At 70.6% G+C, this 14153-nt stretch carries 19 protein-coding genes; 3 read left to right on the top strand and 16 right to left on the bottom strand.

Features of this window, described 5'->3' with window-relative positions:
• Positions 1 to 66 precede the first annotated feature (66 nt).
• Entirely contained in the window at positions 67 to 354 is a 288-nt protein-coding gene (locus ACFT5B_RS07050; RefSeq protein ID WP_386797281.1) for a hypothetical protein, read from the bottom strand.
• 53 nt (positions 355 to 407) lie between these two features.
• On the opposite strand from ACFT5B_RS07050, the gene ACFT5B_RS07045 reads away from it, so the two are divergent.
• From ACFT5B_RS07045 to ACFT5B_RS07035, 3 genes are read left to right on the top strand one after another with little or no spacing between them, the layout of a single operon-like run.
• Positions 408 to 821, top strand: coding sequence for a hypothetical protein (locus ACFT5B_RS07045; protein ID WP_386797280.1), 414 nt, complete (start codon positions 408 to 410; stop codon positions 819 to 821).
• 60 nt (positions 822 to 881) lie between these two features.
• Entirely contained in the window at positions 882 to 1325 is a 444-nt protein-coding gene (locus ACFT5B_RS07040; RefSeq protein WP_386797279.1) for a hypothetical protein, read from the top strand.
• A complete protein-coding gene (locus tag ACFT5B_RS07035; protein ID WP_386797278.1) occupies positions 1322 to 1720 on the top strand; it encodes a hypothetical protein in 399 nt (132 codons plus the stop codon). Before ACFT5B_RS07040 ends, ACFT5B_RS07035 begins: the two co-directional genes overlap by 4 nt.
• Positions 1721 to 1783: 63 nt before the next feature.
• On the opposite strand, the gene ACFT5B_RS07030 is transcribed toward ACFT5B_RS07035, so the two are convergent.
• From ACFT5B_RS07030 to ACFT5B_RS06960, 15 genes are all read right to left on the bottom strand, one after another.
• On the bottom strand, positions 1784 to 1921 hold the full coding sequence (locus tag ACFT5B_RS07030; protein ID WP_386797277.1) for a hypothetical protein: 138 nt from the start codon (positions 1919 to 1921) through the stop codon (positions 1784 to 1786).
• A 3-nt stretch (positions 1922 to 1924) separates the two neighbouring features.
• Positions 1925 to 2338: a hypothetical protein gene (locus ACFT5B_RS07025; protein ID WP_386797276.1), complete on the bottom strand. Its 414-nt coding sequence runs from the start codon at positions 2336 to 2338 to the stop codon at positions 1925 to 1927.
• An 11-nt stretch (positions 2339 to 2349) separates the two neighbouring features.
• Entirely contained in the window at positions 2350 to 3000 is a 651-nt protein-coding gene (locus tag ACFT5B_RS07020; protein WP_386797275.1) for a M15 family metallopeptidase, read from the bottom strand.
• A gap of 68 nt (positions 3001 to 3068) precedes the next feature.
• Positions 3069 to 3842, bottom strand: a complete 774-nt coding sequence (locus ACFT5B_RS07015; protein ID WP_386797274.1) for a hypothetical protein — start codon at positions 3840 to 3842, stop codon at positions 3069 to 3071.
• Between the two features lie 2 nt (positions 3843 to 3844).
• A complete protein-coding gene (locus ACFT5B_RS07010) occupies positions 3845 to 4144 on the bottom strand; it encodes a hypothetical protein (protein ID WP_386797273.1) in 300 nt (99 codons plus the stop codon).
• The gene (locus tag ACFT5B_RS07005) at positions 4144 to 4731 is read right to left on the bottom strand and encodes a hypothetical protein (RefSeq protein ID WP_386797272.1); all 588 of its coding nucleotides are present in this window, start codon (positions 4729 to 4731) and stop codon (positions 4144 to 4146) included. Before ACFT5B_RS07005 ends, ACFT5B_RS07010 begins: the two co-directional genes overlap by 1 nt.
• The gene (locus ACFT5B_RS07000; RefSeq protein WP_386797271.1) at positions 4718 to 4993 is read right to left on the bottom strand and encodes a hypothetical protein; all 276 of its coding nucleotides are present in this window, start codon (positions 4991 to 4993) and stop codon (positions 4718 to 4720) included. The genes ACFT5B_RS07005 and ACFT5B_RS07000 overlap by 14 nt, the downstream gene beginning before the upstream one ends.
• Entirely contained in the window at positions 4990 to 5925 is a 936-nt protein-coding gene (locus ACFT5B_RS06995) for a hypothetical protein (protein ID WP_386797270.1), read from the bottom strand. The genes ACFT5B_RS07000 and ACFT5B_RS06995 overlap by 4 nt, the downstream gene beginning before the upstream one ends.
• On the bottom strand, positions 5922 to 7082 hold the full coding sequence (locus tag ACFT5B_RS06990) for a DUF5047 domain-containing protein (RefSeq protein WP_386797269.1): 1161 nt from the start codon (positions 7080 to 7082) through the stop codon (positions 5922 to 5924). Before ACFT5B_RS06990 ends, ACFT5B_RS06995 begins: the two co-directional genes overlap by 4 nt.
• A 2-nt stretch (positions 7083 to 7084) precedes the next feature.
• On the bottom strand, positions 7085 to 7879 hold the full coding sequence (locus tag ACFT5B_RS06985) for a hypothetical protein (RefSeq protein ID WP_386797268.1): 795 nt from the start codon (positions 7877 to 7879) through the stop codon (positions 7085 to 7087).
• Positions 7876 to 12231 (bottom strand): phage tail tape measure protein, encoded by a 4356-nt coding sequence (locus ACFT5B_RS06980; RefSeq protein ID WP_386797267.1) that lies wholly within the window; start codon positions 12229 to 12231, stop codon positions 7876 to 7878. The genes ACFT5B_RS06985 and ACFT5B_RS06980 overlap by 4 nt, the downstream gene beginning before the upstream one ends.
• Positions 12232 to 12240: 9 nt before the next feature.
• On the bottom strand, positions 12241 to 12387 hold the full coding sequence (locus ACFT5B_RS06975) for a hypothetical protein (RefSeq protein WP_386797266.1): 147 nt from the start codon (positions 12385 to 12387) through the stop codon (positions 12241 to 12243).
• 146 nt (positions 12388 to 12533) lie between these two features.
• Entirely contained in the window at positions 12534 to 13340 is an 807-nt protein-coding gene (locus tag ACFT5B_RS06970; RefSeq protein ID WP_386797265.1) for a hypothetical protein, read from the bottom strand.
• Between the two features lie 94 nt (positions 13341 to 13434).
• On the bottom strand, positions 13435 to 13944 hold the full coding sequence (locus tag ACFT5B_RS06965; protein ID WP_386797264.1) for a hypothetical protein: 510 nt from the start codon (positions 13942 to 13944) through the stop codon (positions 13435 to 13437).
• A gap of 6 nt (positions 13945 to 13950) precedes the next feature.
• The gene (locus ACFT5B_RS06960; protein WP_386797263.1) at positions 13951 to 14142 is read right to left on the bottom strand and encodes a hypothetical protein; all 192 of its coding nucleotides are present in this window, start codon (positions 14140 to 14142) and stop codon (positions 13951 to 13953) included.
• Between the last annotated feature and the right edge of the window lie 11 nt (positions 14143 to 14153).

Raw genomic sequence — 14153 nt, 5'->3', positions numbered from 1 at the left:
GGCGCGATCGGAGCCCGCTGGGGGCCAACTCGGGGGCCAAGTGCACACAGGGGTGCACACATGACCTCACTTCACCCGCTCGACGTCGGCGACGTCGAGCCAGACTCCGAGGTTGCGCAGGCGCAGGTCGCGCCAGTGCACGAGCACGGCGCGCCCGGCCCAGTGCTCCGCGTGGCCGTCGATGACCTCGACGCCGTCGCGCTCCCACTCGACTCGCGCGAGGACGGCGACGCGCGGCATGTGCCGCTGCTGCCGGTAGGGCGGGATCGGGAGAGCGTTGAGCACGTCCTGCCACTGCCCGCGGCCCGAGTCCCACGAGTGGCGCGCGGGCTCATGGAAGGCGGGGCCGCTCACGGTTGCCCACAGTCGAACATGTGTTCGATTCTAGGTGTGGCAGCATGCTCAGCGTGTGGACCTCACGGCAGCTCGCGAACGAGCTCGGCGCCGACCGGCGCCGCATCACGAAGATCGCGCAGCGCCGACGGTGGCGGCGGCACGAAGGCGAGTGGCTGTTCACCGACGAGCAGGCCGACGAGATCCGCCGCACCATCCGCAGCTACGACGAGCACGTCCCGATGACCGGCACCCCGTGCAGGGTCGAGGGGTGCGACCAGACGGCCCGGTTCAAGGGCATGTGCAACACCCACTACCGGCGGGTGTCCCGGCACGGCTCGACCGAGAAGCGCGACGGCTCGGACTGGCAGCGAGCCAAGACGCACTGCCCGAACGGCCACGAGTACACGCCCGAGAACACGTACCGGTTCGCGGACGGGCGGCGACGGTGCCGGGCGTGCCGGCTCGAGCGAGCATCCAGCCCGTGAGATCACCCGTGACACGCGACGTGACGTCTGCCACGATTCAGCCCGACGGGGGGTGTAGTAGTGACGGTCAACCGGAAGAACAACGCGCGGCGGGCACGCTTGCGGGCTGCCGATCTGAGCGTCGTTCCGGAGGCGGCCAGTTACGAGCCCCCGCCGAAGCACGCGTGTGAGCCGGTCGTCACTCCGGTGCCGCTCGACGACGAGGGCCTCGTGCAGTTCGTCTACGCGCAGCAGATCTACCGACAGTACGTGGTCCACTTCTCGATCGAGATTCAGTGCCGCGGGCATGCGCTGGCGGACTGGCAGACCATCTACCGGATCGACACCTCTCATGGCACCGTTCACGAGCACGTCTTCAGCGCCAGTGGGGAGAGGGAGATTCGACAGGTGATCGAGACGATTCCGACGGAAGATGGCTGGGCGACGGTTGACAGGTGGTTCAACCGGGCCCTCGACATGTGCGACGATTGCTGGGAGACCCAGGTGGAGAGGTGGAAGCGATGAGCAGGATCCCTGCTGAGCGCGCAGTGGCGCTCAGGGCGTTCTCTCGCTACATCGGCTCGCGCGAGGGGCGCGACCACATGAAGCTCAACGGCTACGTGTCTGAGACGCCGGTGGTCGTCGCGCACGAAGACGAAGCGGTCTCCAGTGTGATGTCCCGCGTGCAGAAGACGGGCCACATTCCGGTGCTGGTGTGCGTGCACTTCCCCGCGCGGACCGCTGATCTCGAGTTCATCGAGCTCCGACCTGCCAGCGAGCCATCACGCGAACATCTCCCGACGGGTGGCAGTTCGACGATCGGGATGCTCGTCGACTTCTTTGCCGGTTCGGAGGAGCGCTTCACCTTCTCCGTCTCGGCGGAGATCACTGCAGTGCGGCTCGAACCCGCCACCGTCTGAACGACCACGAAGCGCCCCCGCCCACCTCGTGAGAGGTGAGCGGGGGCGTCGTCGTGTACGTGGTCAGCCGTCGTCGGCGTCGTCGGTGCGCTCGCAGTAGAGCGCGGCGAGCGCGGTGGGCCACGGCTTCCCGCAGGCCGCGCAGCGGTGGGTGTGCTGCTGCACGACCTGGGGGAGGTAGCCGTCGCGCGGCTCGGTCATCGGTCAGCCCGCCGCGCCGTCGGTGGGCTCGTCCGTCGTGTCGTCGGCGGGTGCGGGTGCCTCGGCGTCGAGGGCGACGTCGGGCGCGACGTCCAGGTGGTCGGCCGGCAGGGTGGTGATCGTCGCGACGCCGGCGCCGTCCACGGGCGCGTAGGTGGGGGTCTGGTTCGAGCCGATCACGAGCCGGGTGAGCCACGCGGGCAGGTGGTCCTCGAGGCGCTTCCACACGTAGTCCCAGGCGGCGATGACGACGCCGACGACGCCGAGCTGCACCGCCGTGGAGTTGAGGTCCACGCCCCACGAGTCGAGCAGGTCCTTGACGGCGGGCCACTGGGCGAGGACCCAGGCCACGGCGAGGCCCCACCAGACGGGGACGAGGGTGCGCAGGCGCGCGGTCACGATGTCGGACAGGTTCACGGAGGGTCCTCTCAGAAGGTGGTGTACTCGGCGGCGACGTAGTGCCCGGCGGTGGTGTGCAGCCACAGCCGCCCGCCCCGGTAGACGACGCCGTTGTAGGTGAAGCGGTAGCCCTTGGGGATCACCCGGTCGGACTTCGAGGACGTGGACGCGCCCTTGCGGACGTTGACGGCGGCGGTGGTGCGGACGGTGCCGCCGCGGATCTTCTTCGCGGCCTTGGCGAGCGCGGACGTCGTGGCCCGGACGTCGAAGTGCATGTAGTCCCGGTACCCGGGCGCGTAGTCCGCACCCCAGTGCACGACCCCGTTGAGGGCGGCGAGGAGTGTGCGGATGGCCTTGGTGTCGTAGGCCGACCAGCCGGAGCCGAGCCGCTTGCCGCCGTGCGCGGCCTCGTTGGGGTGCCGGCCGCCGTTGTAGTCGACCGCGGTCCCGGAGATGTGGTTGGAGTCGGGGGAGCCGCCGACGTTCGCGTTCGTGGCGGCGGTGCGCCACCCGAACAGGGTGTTGCAGGGCTCGCACGCGGCGTTGAGCTCCCGGACCAGGAAGCCGAGGACGGTCGCCGTGTCGCCCTTGCGGACCTGAGTGTGCTGGGCGCCGGCCTTGATCGTCGCGAGCTGCGACGTGCCGCCGATGTACTTGTAGCCGTTCTGCGTGGCGACCACGGGGTGCCTCCTGGGTATGACGAGGGCCCCGACGTCGGGCGACGGCGGGGTGGTGGGGTGGGGGTGGGTCAGCCTGCGGCGGGCAGGCAGAGGGTCGACTGCTCCCAGTGCTGCGTCGTGGGCAGCATCGGGTCGGTGCGGGTTTGGACGTAGAGCGACGTCGGGGCGTACCCGTCGGGGCAGGTGGGCCCGGCCGGGCCGGCTGCTCCGGTGTCGCCCTTCGGCCCGGTCGCGCCGTCGACGCCGTCCGCTCCGTCCTTGCCGTTCGTCCCGTCCTTGCCGGCGGGGCCGCGGCACTGGTCGTGCGCGTCGCAGTACGCGGCCACGGCGGCGGCGACCTGCGTGTCGGTGGCGTTCTTCCCGTCGGCGCCGGCTGCGCCCGGGGCGCCGTCGGCGCCCGCGCTCCCGGTCGCGCCCGCGAGACCCTCGGCGCCCGCGGGTCCCGGCACGCCAGGTGCACCGTCGGCCCCGCGGCACTCGGCGTGCGTCGAGCAGTACAGGACGACCGCGGCCGACACCTGGGCGTCGGTCGCGTTCCGGCCCGGCGCACCCGTGGCTCCGGTCGCGCCGATCGCTCCGGGAGGCCCCGGGACGACCGTCGTCGCCCCGGTGTTCGGGTTCGTCGTCACCGTCGGCACGGGTACGGGCTGCTCGCCCTTCGCGGCGAGCTTGTCGTTCGCCTGCCCGACGGCGTCCTGCAGGGCGGCGATCTGCTGAGCCTGCTCCTGGCGGGCGGCGGTTGCCTCGTGCTGCTCCCCGATGAGGATCGCGAGGCCGACCCCGATCACGGCCATGAGGAGGCCGATGACGCACCACTGAACGAAGTGGGTGAACCGGTGCATGGTCACGCCCCTCGGCCGTAGACGAGCCCCGCGATGAACAGGGCGATCGGTAGCAGGATGGCTGCAGCGACCCATCGCAGGTTCGCGGCGGTCCGGTCATGCCTGGCTGTGAGCTCGGCGATCGCCTTCTCGCGGGCGACGCGCTCGTCGACGATGTCCTGGCCCTGCGCCGCGAACTTGTCGTCGACGCGGCGGGTCTCTGCGTCGAACGACTCGCGGGTGACGAGGCGGTCGAGCTTGCCGTCCATCGAGCGGAGCATCCGCATGAGTTCCCACGGGCCGGGCTCCGTCTCTGGGCTCATCAGATCGGCCACCCGCCGCCGATGACGAACGTCGGCGTCGAGTGGGCAGCGTCCGACCAGCGTGCCCGCGTCTCGCCGGTTCCGGCCTGCACGAGCCCGGAGACGAACCCCGAGCCGGGCCACCCTGTGAACGGGGCGTAGTAGGTGCGCGGCATGTACGGCGCCTTGACCGATCCGAGCACGACGCTCTGAGACCCGGAGGTCAGGGACGGTCCGCCGGAGTTGGTGAGCTGCAGCTGCCACGACAGCGACTTCCCGCCGATGACCTCTACCGACCCCGAAGCGATCGTGAGGCCAGAGGCCGGGGCGAAGAAGTCGGAGGCCGCCACGGTGACCGTCTCTGTCGACGCGACCCACGCGCCGTTCTTCCGCTTCCAGAAGGTGGTCGCGGTGCCGGTGCCCGTGACGCACTCCATGCCGTCGACGGGCGAGGGGAGCGCGGCGTCGCGCTGGGAGGTCCCGAGCGGGAACCGCGGGATCGCGCGGCTCAGGAGGAAGTCGTACATGTCGCTGAGGTTCGTCGGGACGTTCGGAGAGTCTGTGAACAGCGGCTTCGGGAACCCCTGGATCGGCTCAGGCTGGGGCATCGGTGGGCTCCTCGGTCTCGGGCGGGGTCCCGCTGTCGTCGGGCGGGGTGGGGTCGGTCACCTCGGGCGGGTCCGGGTAGTCGGCCGCGACCGCGACGACGGACGTGGGGGTGAGGATCACGGCCTGCACGGCGGCCGGGTCGAACCCGAGCGCGCGCAGGACGTCGCCGGGCGGGGTGGTGTTGTCCACGGGGGTGGGCTCCGTCGGGGTCTGGACGACTTCGCCGGCCTCGGCCGCGGCGCCGTCGGGCTGGTCGGTCATGTGGTGCCCCCCGAGTAGGTGATCGTGATCTGCAGGTTGTCGTCGCTGTCCCAGACGGTGTCGCCCGAGTACCCGCCGTCGATCTCGACGACGTTCGCCAGGTGGGACGCGTTCGCGAACAGCACGCCGTCGGCGTTCGTGGCCGAGTACAGGCCGAGACCGGTGATGGTGCCCGCGAGCAGTGCCGTGACCCACGACGACGGGATCGTGATGGTCTGGGCGTCGCCGGCGACCATCGAGGGGAACCGCAGCGGGCCGAACCCGGCGACGAAGCTCGGTGGTGCGCCCGGGGTGACCACGTTGTTGTTGGTGTCGTAGACGACGTCCCGCGGCGGGGACGCGGGCGTGTACGCGTGCCCGTACAGGACAGGCCGGGCGGCGTCCTGCTGCACCCAGGAGGCCCGGAGCGTGAGGCGGACCTGCGAGATCGTCGCCCCCGAGGGCACGAGGGACGCGAGCGCGCCCCAGGTCAGGATCGACGCCCGCACGTCCCAGGTGGTCTGCACGTACCCCGCGCCCCCCTGCTGGGGCGGCACCCGGCCCTGCCACGCCGCGGCGGCCTCGTGCTTGTCCGTGATGTTCGCGTAGTCGTACCAGTTCCACCCGGCCGCGGGGTTGGACTCGTGGTAGAACCCCTGCCAGTTGTGGGCCATCGGTACGACGACCTGCTGGTCGGCGATGAGCTGCGGGCGCGGGGTGACCTTCGACATGACGACCCAGCCCGTCGAGTGCGGCACGACCGAGACCCGGTCCCCGACGGCCGGGGCCGGGTAGGCCGAGCTCGCCCACGACAGCGAGCTCGTGGTCGAGCCGTCCTCGAACGCGACCGTGACGAGCTGCGCGCCCGTGTCGACAGCCGTCACGAACCCGAGCCGCGGCCGGGGCGGCTGGGCCCGCTTCGCGAGCCGCAGGACCGCGGCCGGCGAGGTCACGAGACCGCCCCGATGTCCCGGGTGGCGACCGGGAACTGCCCAGCCGCGGTGAGCGGCAGGGTGAACGAGTCGATCATGTGCTTCCTTGCCGTCGCGTAGGTCCATGTCGGGTCGGTCACAATCTCGACGACGTCGAGCGCCTCGAGCCCCGCGTGCGGCAGGGCGGACAGGTTCAGGGACTCGGCGCCGCCCGTGGAGAGCGCGAGCTGCGTCGCCGCAGCCTGCTTGCAGTCCGCCAGGGTCGTCAGCGACGGCATCGAGATGACCGTCGGCGCCTTCCCGTAGAGCCCGGCATCCGGGTCCCCGTACCGGGTCGGCGACCCAACCGTGTCGTCCTGGGCGACGCCGACGACCGCGGCCGTCGCGCCATCGGGCGTGGCGCCCTGCACCGCGACCCGGTTGAACACCCCGGAGCGCGACGACGTCCTGGACGCGTCGAGGAGGGACCCGCCGGCCAGCGGCTGGAACCGCCACACCGGCGCGGTGCTCAGGGTGGGCAGGTCGGTGATGACGAACCGGCCCATCGGGTCCGCGTACACCTGCACGGACAGCGACTTGGCGAGCTCGCTGATCGCGGTCCACCGGTCGTCCCATGTCGTCGGCGTGACCCGACGGTCCCGGCGCGTGAGCACCGCGACCTCCGCGGACGGGAGCGTCTCGAGGATGAGCTGCCGGAGGATCGCGATCGCCGACGGGCCGGAGAACGACCGCGGTGCCGTGAAGATGTCGTCCACGACGTAGGCCTCGCGGGAGACCCCGGTGACGGTGACCTCGGTGAGGCCCAGGTCCGATCCGCCGGCCTCGTCGATCCGGAACCGCCCGACCGGGACCGGCAGGAGAGCGCCGTCGGGGGTGACGAGCGCGTGCGTGACCCGCAGCTCGGTGCCGTAGTGACCCAGGACGTCCGACGGGACGCGGGGGAGCGCGGGGACCTTGGTGTATGTGCTGTCGCGCAGGAACGGCGGCACCGTCAGGTTGATGGCGCGGCGCGTGGCCTGGGTCCGGTCCACCGTGATCGAGCCGCCCGTGATCGGCAGCGACACCGCCTGACCGTTCGGCCACCGGACCCGCTGCCCGCCCTTCCACACGTCCACGAACACCTGTAGCCCGTGCGAGCTCGTGAGGACCTCGTCGTACCCGTCAGGGACAGGCCACACGTCTACCAGCTCCCCATCGCCAGGTCGAGGTACGTCGGCACCCGGTTCGCCAGGTCCTGGTACGTCGCGAACGACGCCGCGACGACGTCGTAGGTCGTCCCCGCGAACCCAGTCGAGTCACCGGCGGGCATGTCGACGGCCTCGACCTGCAGCGTGACGATCCGGCGCGGGTACAGGTCCGTGCGCAGGTTCGCGGGGTTCGACTGCGAGATCGAGGTCACGTGGTAGTAGCCCGACGGAAGCTCCTCCGGCTTGCCGGTCTGCAGGAGCAAGATCCGGCCGGGCGTCTGGGCGACCGCGGACCGGACCGCGGCAAGGTCGCCGGCGGACCGGACGGTGCCGGTGATCGTCGTCGTGAGCGGCGCGAGACCGGACGACTCCGAGACCCTGCCGCCGCCCGGGATGGTCCAGGACCCGCCGACGTCGTCCTGGGTCATGTCCCCGGCGTCGCGGAAGTGCAGCCGTGCGTTGAGGTCGGCGCGGCCGGGCGGCTTGAGCCACAGCCCCCACTCGGCTCCCGTCGTCGAGACGGTCGCCGTCAGGGCGGCCGGGCTGTCGGGCCCGACGCCGGTCGCGACGTAGGTCACGGTGGCGTCCTGGGGTGCCTCGTTGTCGGACCACACGAGCACGCCGCCGACGACCGGGCGTGGCTCGACGCCACGCACGGGAACCGGGGACCCGCCGGCCACGGACCGGGTGATCGTCACGGCCGTGACCGTGGACCACCCGGTCCCAGCGCCGTCGAGGACGAGCTGCACGAGGTTGGACGCGGGGTAGAACGTCGCCGTGAGGCTCATCGGACACCGCCTCCCGTGTAGGGCGCCGCGGCGTCCTGCCGGGCCTCGTGTGCGCGAACGACACCACCCGCGACGGTCTCGACCTTCGCGAGGAGGTACTCCCCGGTGAACGGGTTCTGCACCCGGATCTCCGGGAGCGTGACCGTGATGGGCCCGGCCCCACCGAAGCCGCCGACGGACGTGAGGGTCCGGCCCGCGTTGATCGCCTCGAGCCACGGCGCGTTCGCGCGCGCCGCGGTCTTGTTGACGACGAACTCGGACGGGTCGGCCAGCAGGTGGGTGCTGTCCTCGCCCCCGGATCCCCCGACCCAGCCACCCCGGGCACGCTTCACGACGTTGCCCTTGGCGTCGAGCTTCAGGCCGTAGGGCTTGAGCATCGCGTTCGTGAGCGTCGTCCCGATCCCGGCGAGCTGCTGGTTCACGTCGTCGAGCGACTTCGCGAGGTCGTCCGCCGCCTTGTTCGCCGCCGACAGGCCGCCCGCGGTGTCCGCGGCAGACGCCGCCTGGCCGGCCGTCGCCCCGGCGCTGGCGATCGTGTTGTACGACGCCTTCACCGAGTTCAGGTCAGCCGTCGACATGCCGTTCAGGGCGTCCACGAACTGCAGACCCTGCTCCGGGTCGGACGCGAAGATGCTCAGCGCCTGCTGGACGATCGCGGACGACGCCGGCGAAGAGCCCAGCTTGGACTGCAGCTTGGACAGGGACGTCGCGAACTGCTGAGCGGTCGCAGCCTGAGCTGAGGCCGTCGCCTTGATCGCGGCGCCCGTGTAGCCCTTCGTCGACTCGTCGTACCAGGTGTTCCCGTACTTGTCGGTCTTCATCGTGCCCGCCGCCGAGTAGGCGTCGGACAGGTTGAACGTCCCCTTGAGCGTGGACGCGGCAGCGTCGGAGATCTGCTGCATGTCGGCCAGGTGGTCCTTGGCCTTGTCGAGCTTGGCCTCGATCCCGTCGGCCTGCTTGTACAGGGACGTGAGCTGCGCCTCGGCGTTCCCCGCGGCGTCGTTCATGGCCTTGCGCTGCTTCGCCGTGAGCGACTTGTTGCTGGCGAGGTCACGGAGCTGGTCGACGACACCGAGGGCCGAGTCGAGACCCCCGGTGACCGCGTCCTGGGTGTTGCCGCGGCGGGCGTCACGGATGGTGTCGGTGCGCCCGGACGCGAGGTCCGCCTTCGCCTGCCTCTGGGCCTCGGAGGCGGCGTCCTTCTTGTCCTGGGCGGTGTCCCGCTTCTTGATCGCGGCGGCGAACGACCCGTACCGCTTCACGAACGCCCGGGCGGTGTCCGCGTCGCGGAGGGCCTGCTCGTCGTCACGCAGCTGAGAGTTCGCGACCCGGCGGTCGATCCCGCGCAGGACGTACCGCTCCTGGTGCTGCTTGCCGTCCTTGCCCTTCGGGCCGTACTTCTCCTTCTCCCGCAGGGACGCCCTGTCGTTCGCGATCGCCTGCTTCAGCCGCAGGTAGTCCGTCCCGGACGCGTACCGGTCCTCCCAGTACTCGAGCGACTTCCCGTGCCACTTCGACGGGACGGCGCCGCCCGACGCGAACCGGAGCATCCCGGCCTGGGCCATGGCGCGCATCCGGTACACGGCGGACTGTCCGCCCATCTTGTCGACGTCGGACGTCGTCAGGACATGCTCGCCCGGCATGAGGAGCGACAGGACAGAGTCCTTCCCGGGGGTCCCCCCGGTGACGTCTCCGCCGCCAGCCTTCCCGGGGATCGCGCTGACCCCAACGTGGAACGTCGACTGCCCGAACGCAGCCTTCAGCGTGTTCAGGGCGCCGACGGCCATCGACGTGTCGGCGGTGACCTTCACGGCCGCGCCCTGCGCGTCTGTCCAGGACGTGAACGACGTGACGACCTTGCGGCCCTCTGCGTCCGTCCCCGTGATCGTGACCTTGCCTGTCGACCGGTCGACCTTGGCCGTGTAGTTGTTCAGCGTCGTGACGGCCTTGCCGTCGCCGGCCAGGAGAGTGATGGTCCCCGTGGACTCGTCGATCTTCGTCGTGATGCCGTCGAGCTCCTTGGTCGCCGGCTTGCCGTCCGCGTCAACCGTCATCGTCGCGTCAGCGGTGGCCGCGGCCGTCGACAGGGCGTTGATCGTGGCGAGCGCGTTGTCGTCGTCGACGGTGAGGCTGATCGGCGCCGGCTTCGTCGCGTACAGGTCTCGGAGACCGGCCGTGAGATCCGCAGACGACTGGTTCGCGTCCTTGAACGTCTTGTTCAGGTCGGTGATGTTCTTCTTCGACCCGTCCGCGAGCTGCTTGACGTACGACGCGCCCTCGGGGCCCAGCTTCGACAGCTGGGTCAGGAGCTCCTGGGAACCGCCCTCGGTCGCGATCTTCAGGAGGTTCTTGTTCCACTCGGCCTCGTCCTTGCCCTGCTTCTTGATCTGGTCGATCCAGCCCTGCAGGGAGAGCTTCGCGTCGTCGATGTTGTCCGCGACGTTGATGAACGACTGGCCCGACTTCGCGACGTTGTCCGCCCAGTCGGTGGTGGCCGCGTCCGCGTCCTGCGTGACGGCGGACTGTGCCTGGATGGACTGGGTGAGGGCCTGCGTCTGGGTGTCGAGGTCCTTCGTCTGCTGGTTCAGGCCACCCTGCGCTTCGTCGGCGTCCTTCCAGTTCTGGACGGCCTTCTCGACGTCCTTGTTCTGGCCGCTGATGGCCTTCGTGAGGTCGCCTGCGCTCTTGAGGAGGTTGCCGGCCTGCGCGCCAGGTTCGATCTGGATGCTGTCCTGGACCTTCTGCATGGCCCCGGGAAGGCCGAGGGCGGCGTCGGTGACGTCGTCGAGGTTGACCTTGAGCTTCTTCGCGTCGTCGATCGCGCCCGACTTCTTGAGGGCGTCGAAGACCGCGGCCCGGGTGTTCGCGGTGAAGGCGCCGGTCTGCTGGTCGAGGGAGTCCGTGAGGTCGTCGACCTGCTGCTTGGCCTTCGCCTGCTGGTTGGACCAGTACAGGAGGCCAGCGGTCGCGGCGGTGATGACGATGCCGATGGCGCCGAACGCGAGGGCCGTCTGGCGGCCGGTGAGCGCGAGGGCCTGGAACGCGGCCCGGGCCTCACGGACGGTCTTGATGACCTTCGTGATGCCGGCGACGGCGAGTAGCGCGAACCCGGCAGACCCGGCGATGAGGGTGACGGACCCCTTCACTGCGGGGGACAGGTCGTTGAACGCGTCGATCAGGTCTGTGACCCGCTGGGTCGCGGTCCGCAGCGGCCCGTCCGCTTCTGACCCCATGCCGACGAACGCGTTCGACACGGCCGCCTTCAGCGTCGTGAGGTCCCCGTTGAGGTTGTTCATCTTGCCGGAGGCCTGCTCGGCGGCGAACCCCTGGTCGTCGACGGCGTCGGTCCACTGCTGGATGCCGGATGCGCCGTTCTTGTAGAGGACGGCGGCGGCACGGACGGCGTCGGTCCCGAAGATGACCTTCAGGGTCGCGGCCTGCTGCTGCTGGGTGAGCTTGCCGAGGCCCTCCTGCAGCTGCCCGGCGACCGCGGCGAGGCCGATGAACTTGCCCTGGGAGTCGTAGGCGTTGAGCCCGATCTTCTCCATGGCGGTGGCCGCCTGGGTGGACTGCGGGGTGAGGGCCTGCAGCATCGTCTTGAAGCTGGTGCCGGCGTCGGACCCGATGAGGCCAGCAGAGGCGAACGCGGACAGGGCCCCGGTCGTCTCCTCGAGGGTCAGGCCCGTCTGAGACGCGACGAGGCCCGACTGCTTGAGGGCCATGCCGAGGTCGCCGACTGACCCGAGGGCCTTGTCGGCCCCCGCGGCGAGGAGGTCGGCGATGTGGGACACGTCGGACCCAGCCAGGCCGAACTGCGTCATCGTGGACGCCGCGATCTCCGTGGCGTCCGCGACGTCCAGCTGCCCAGCCGAAGCCAGGGTCAGGGCGCCCTTGAGCCCGCCGTTGATGATGTCCGTGACGGACACGCCAGCCTTGACGAGCTCGGTCTCCGCGTCTGCAGCCTGAGACGCGGAGACGCCGAACTCCTTCGCGAACGACATCGACGACTTCTCGAGTGCCTTCATCTGGGCCGGGAGGGCCTTGGTGAGGGACTGGATCTGCGTCATCTTCGCGTCGTAGTCCGCGAACGCCTTCACGGAGACGGCGGCGAACCCGACGAGTGCCGCGCCAGCGATGCCGGCGGCCTTGGTGATCTTCCCCATGGCGGCCTGGTGCTGCTGTGCCGCGTGGGCGGCGGCGGCGGCAGCCTCGTCGGACGCGGACGCACTGTCGCCCATGCCGTCAGCGACCGCGTTGGTGAGGCTGGTGACGGCCTGCTGCGCCTGGTGCATGGACGCGATGAACCCGGCGACGTTCGCCTGGAGCGCGACGGACACGGTCTGGTCGGCCACGGGCCCTCCTCAGTCGTCGTCAGGGTGGGTGAGGACGACCGTCACGACGGTCCCGGGTTCTGCGTCGGGGTGGTCCTTGACCCAGCGGTCCCTCGCGGCGGTCGCGTAGTTCACGGCTTCCACGGGTTCGAACCAGCCGTCGTTCTTCGGGTCCATCTCTTCGGCGAGGGGGAACCCATTCGGCCCCGTGAGGGCCTCGGTGAGGGTCAGCGCGAGCGCGAGGTTCCGGTCTCGCGCTGACCACTCGTGGAGGAACTCGGTGGGGCGGGCACCCCACGCACGGGCCGTCTTGAGTGCGCGGATCAGCTCCGGTCGTTGCTGGAGCTGGTCGGCAAAAAAGCCGCGGGGACCTCGGGCTCGGTGCTGTTCGCGAGGTTGATGGCGTCCTGGATGCGCCCGACCTGGGTCTCACCGATCTGGGCGGTGAGCGCGGCAGCCTGTTCGGCGGTGATCGCACGGTGCGCCCCGGCCTCCGCGATGACGCGGCCGCTCACCTCGATCCGGGTGACGGCAAGGGAGATCGTCTCGGCGCGACGCGCCTTCGCGGCCTCGTAGGACTCCTCTTCGTACTTCTCGTGCTCCGCCTTGTGCTCCTTGTTGAAGCGGTTCCGGCGGAGCTCCCACGCCTCGGTGGCCTTGAGGTAGGCGTTGGACTGGGCCTCGGTGGGCTGGGGGACGAGGCGCGGTGTGGGCTCGCTGAACGTGGCCGGCTCTTCGGGAGCGGGGATCGCGTCGATGATGCCGCGCTGCTCGTCGAGGGACAGGGCGCGCACGAACCACGTCGACGTGGACGCGGCGATCCGCTGGCGCAGCGCGGCACCCTCCCGCTCGAGCGCGGCGAGCGGCGACTCGTCGCCGAGCGTCGCTTCTCCGCCCGCCGCTGCGCCGTTCTCCTTCGCGGCCTCGTACTTCCGCTCCCACGCGGCGTACTCGCCGAGGAGGGACGCCTGCTGCACGATGTCGACGGACGCGGCCATGACGGAGGCGCCGGAGAGCCACGAGTCGAGGTCGAACGCGGGCGCCTCGATGTCGGTGGGGGTGTCGTCGAACGAGGTGGGCGTGGGCGCGGTGGTCTCGTCGAGGGACGCTTCGGGGTTGGTCTTTGGCACGGGTCTTCTCCTTCTGGTGGTCACGGGTCGTCACGGGTGGTTCCCGCCGGGCGCGGACCCGTGACCTTCACGCGCCCGGCGGGGGTAGGAGGGGTCAGGCCCCGGCGGCCACGACACCGTTGAGGTGGGCGTCCTGGACGCCGAGCGGCACGACCTTCTTGATGTACCCGGTGAGGTCCGAGGGGTCCTGCGGGTTGTCGGTGATGACGTGGTACAGCTCGTACTCGTCGGCCGCGGTCCAGGCGACGTCGTACTTGGGGCCGACGCGCTTCGCGATCCAGAGCTCGGTGCCCTTTTCCTTGAACGTGTCCCAGGCGACGTCGTTCGTGGCGTCCGCCTTCCCGTCCTCGGTGAGGTACCGGAACGGGGTCACGGACCCCTCGTAGTTGGAGGCGCCGTAGGTGACGGCGTTGCCCTCCTGGCACAGCTCCTGGTCCGGGACCGTGTCGGACGCGGTCGCGGAGAGCCGGAAGTCGGACTTGAGGATGCGGCAGCTGACGTCGACGCCGGCCGCGAGCTCGGTGACGGTGGCCGCCTCGAGGTTCGCGGGCGCCTCGGTCATGACGGACAGGCGGATGCGGGCGTCAGCGAGGGTCTTCGGCATGGGGGATCACTCCTTCTTGTCCCCGGCAGCCGGGGTGTTGGTGGGGGCCTGGGCCTTCTGGCTCGCGGCCTTCTCCGCCGCCTTCTGGCGGGGGGTCTTGGAGAACCGGTCGAGGCCCGGGTCGGGGTGCCCGATCCAGTGGGCGGGGACCCGGACCTTGCGGCCGTCGGACTTCCGGTACGCGTCGATGAGCGGCACGGCTGCCTCCT

It is taken from the genome of Luteimicrobium sp. NPDC057192 (genome assembly GCF_042670205.1).
GTDB lineage: Bacteria > Actinomycetota > Actinomycetes > Actinomycetales > Cellulomonadaceae > Luteimicrobium.
Note: the sequence above shows the minus strand (reverse complement) of the source record. Positions and strands in the feature narration are given on the sequence as shown.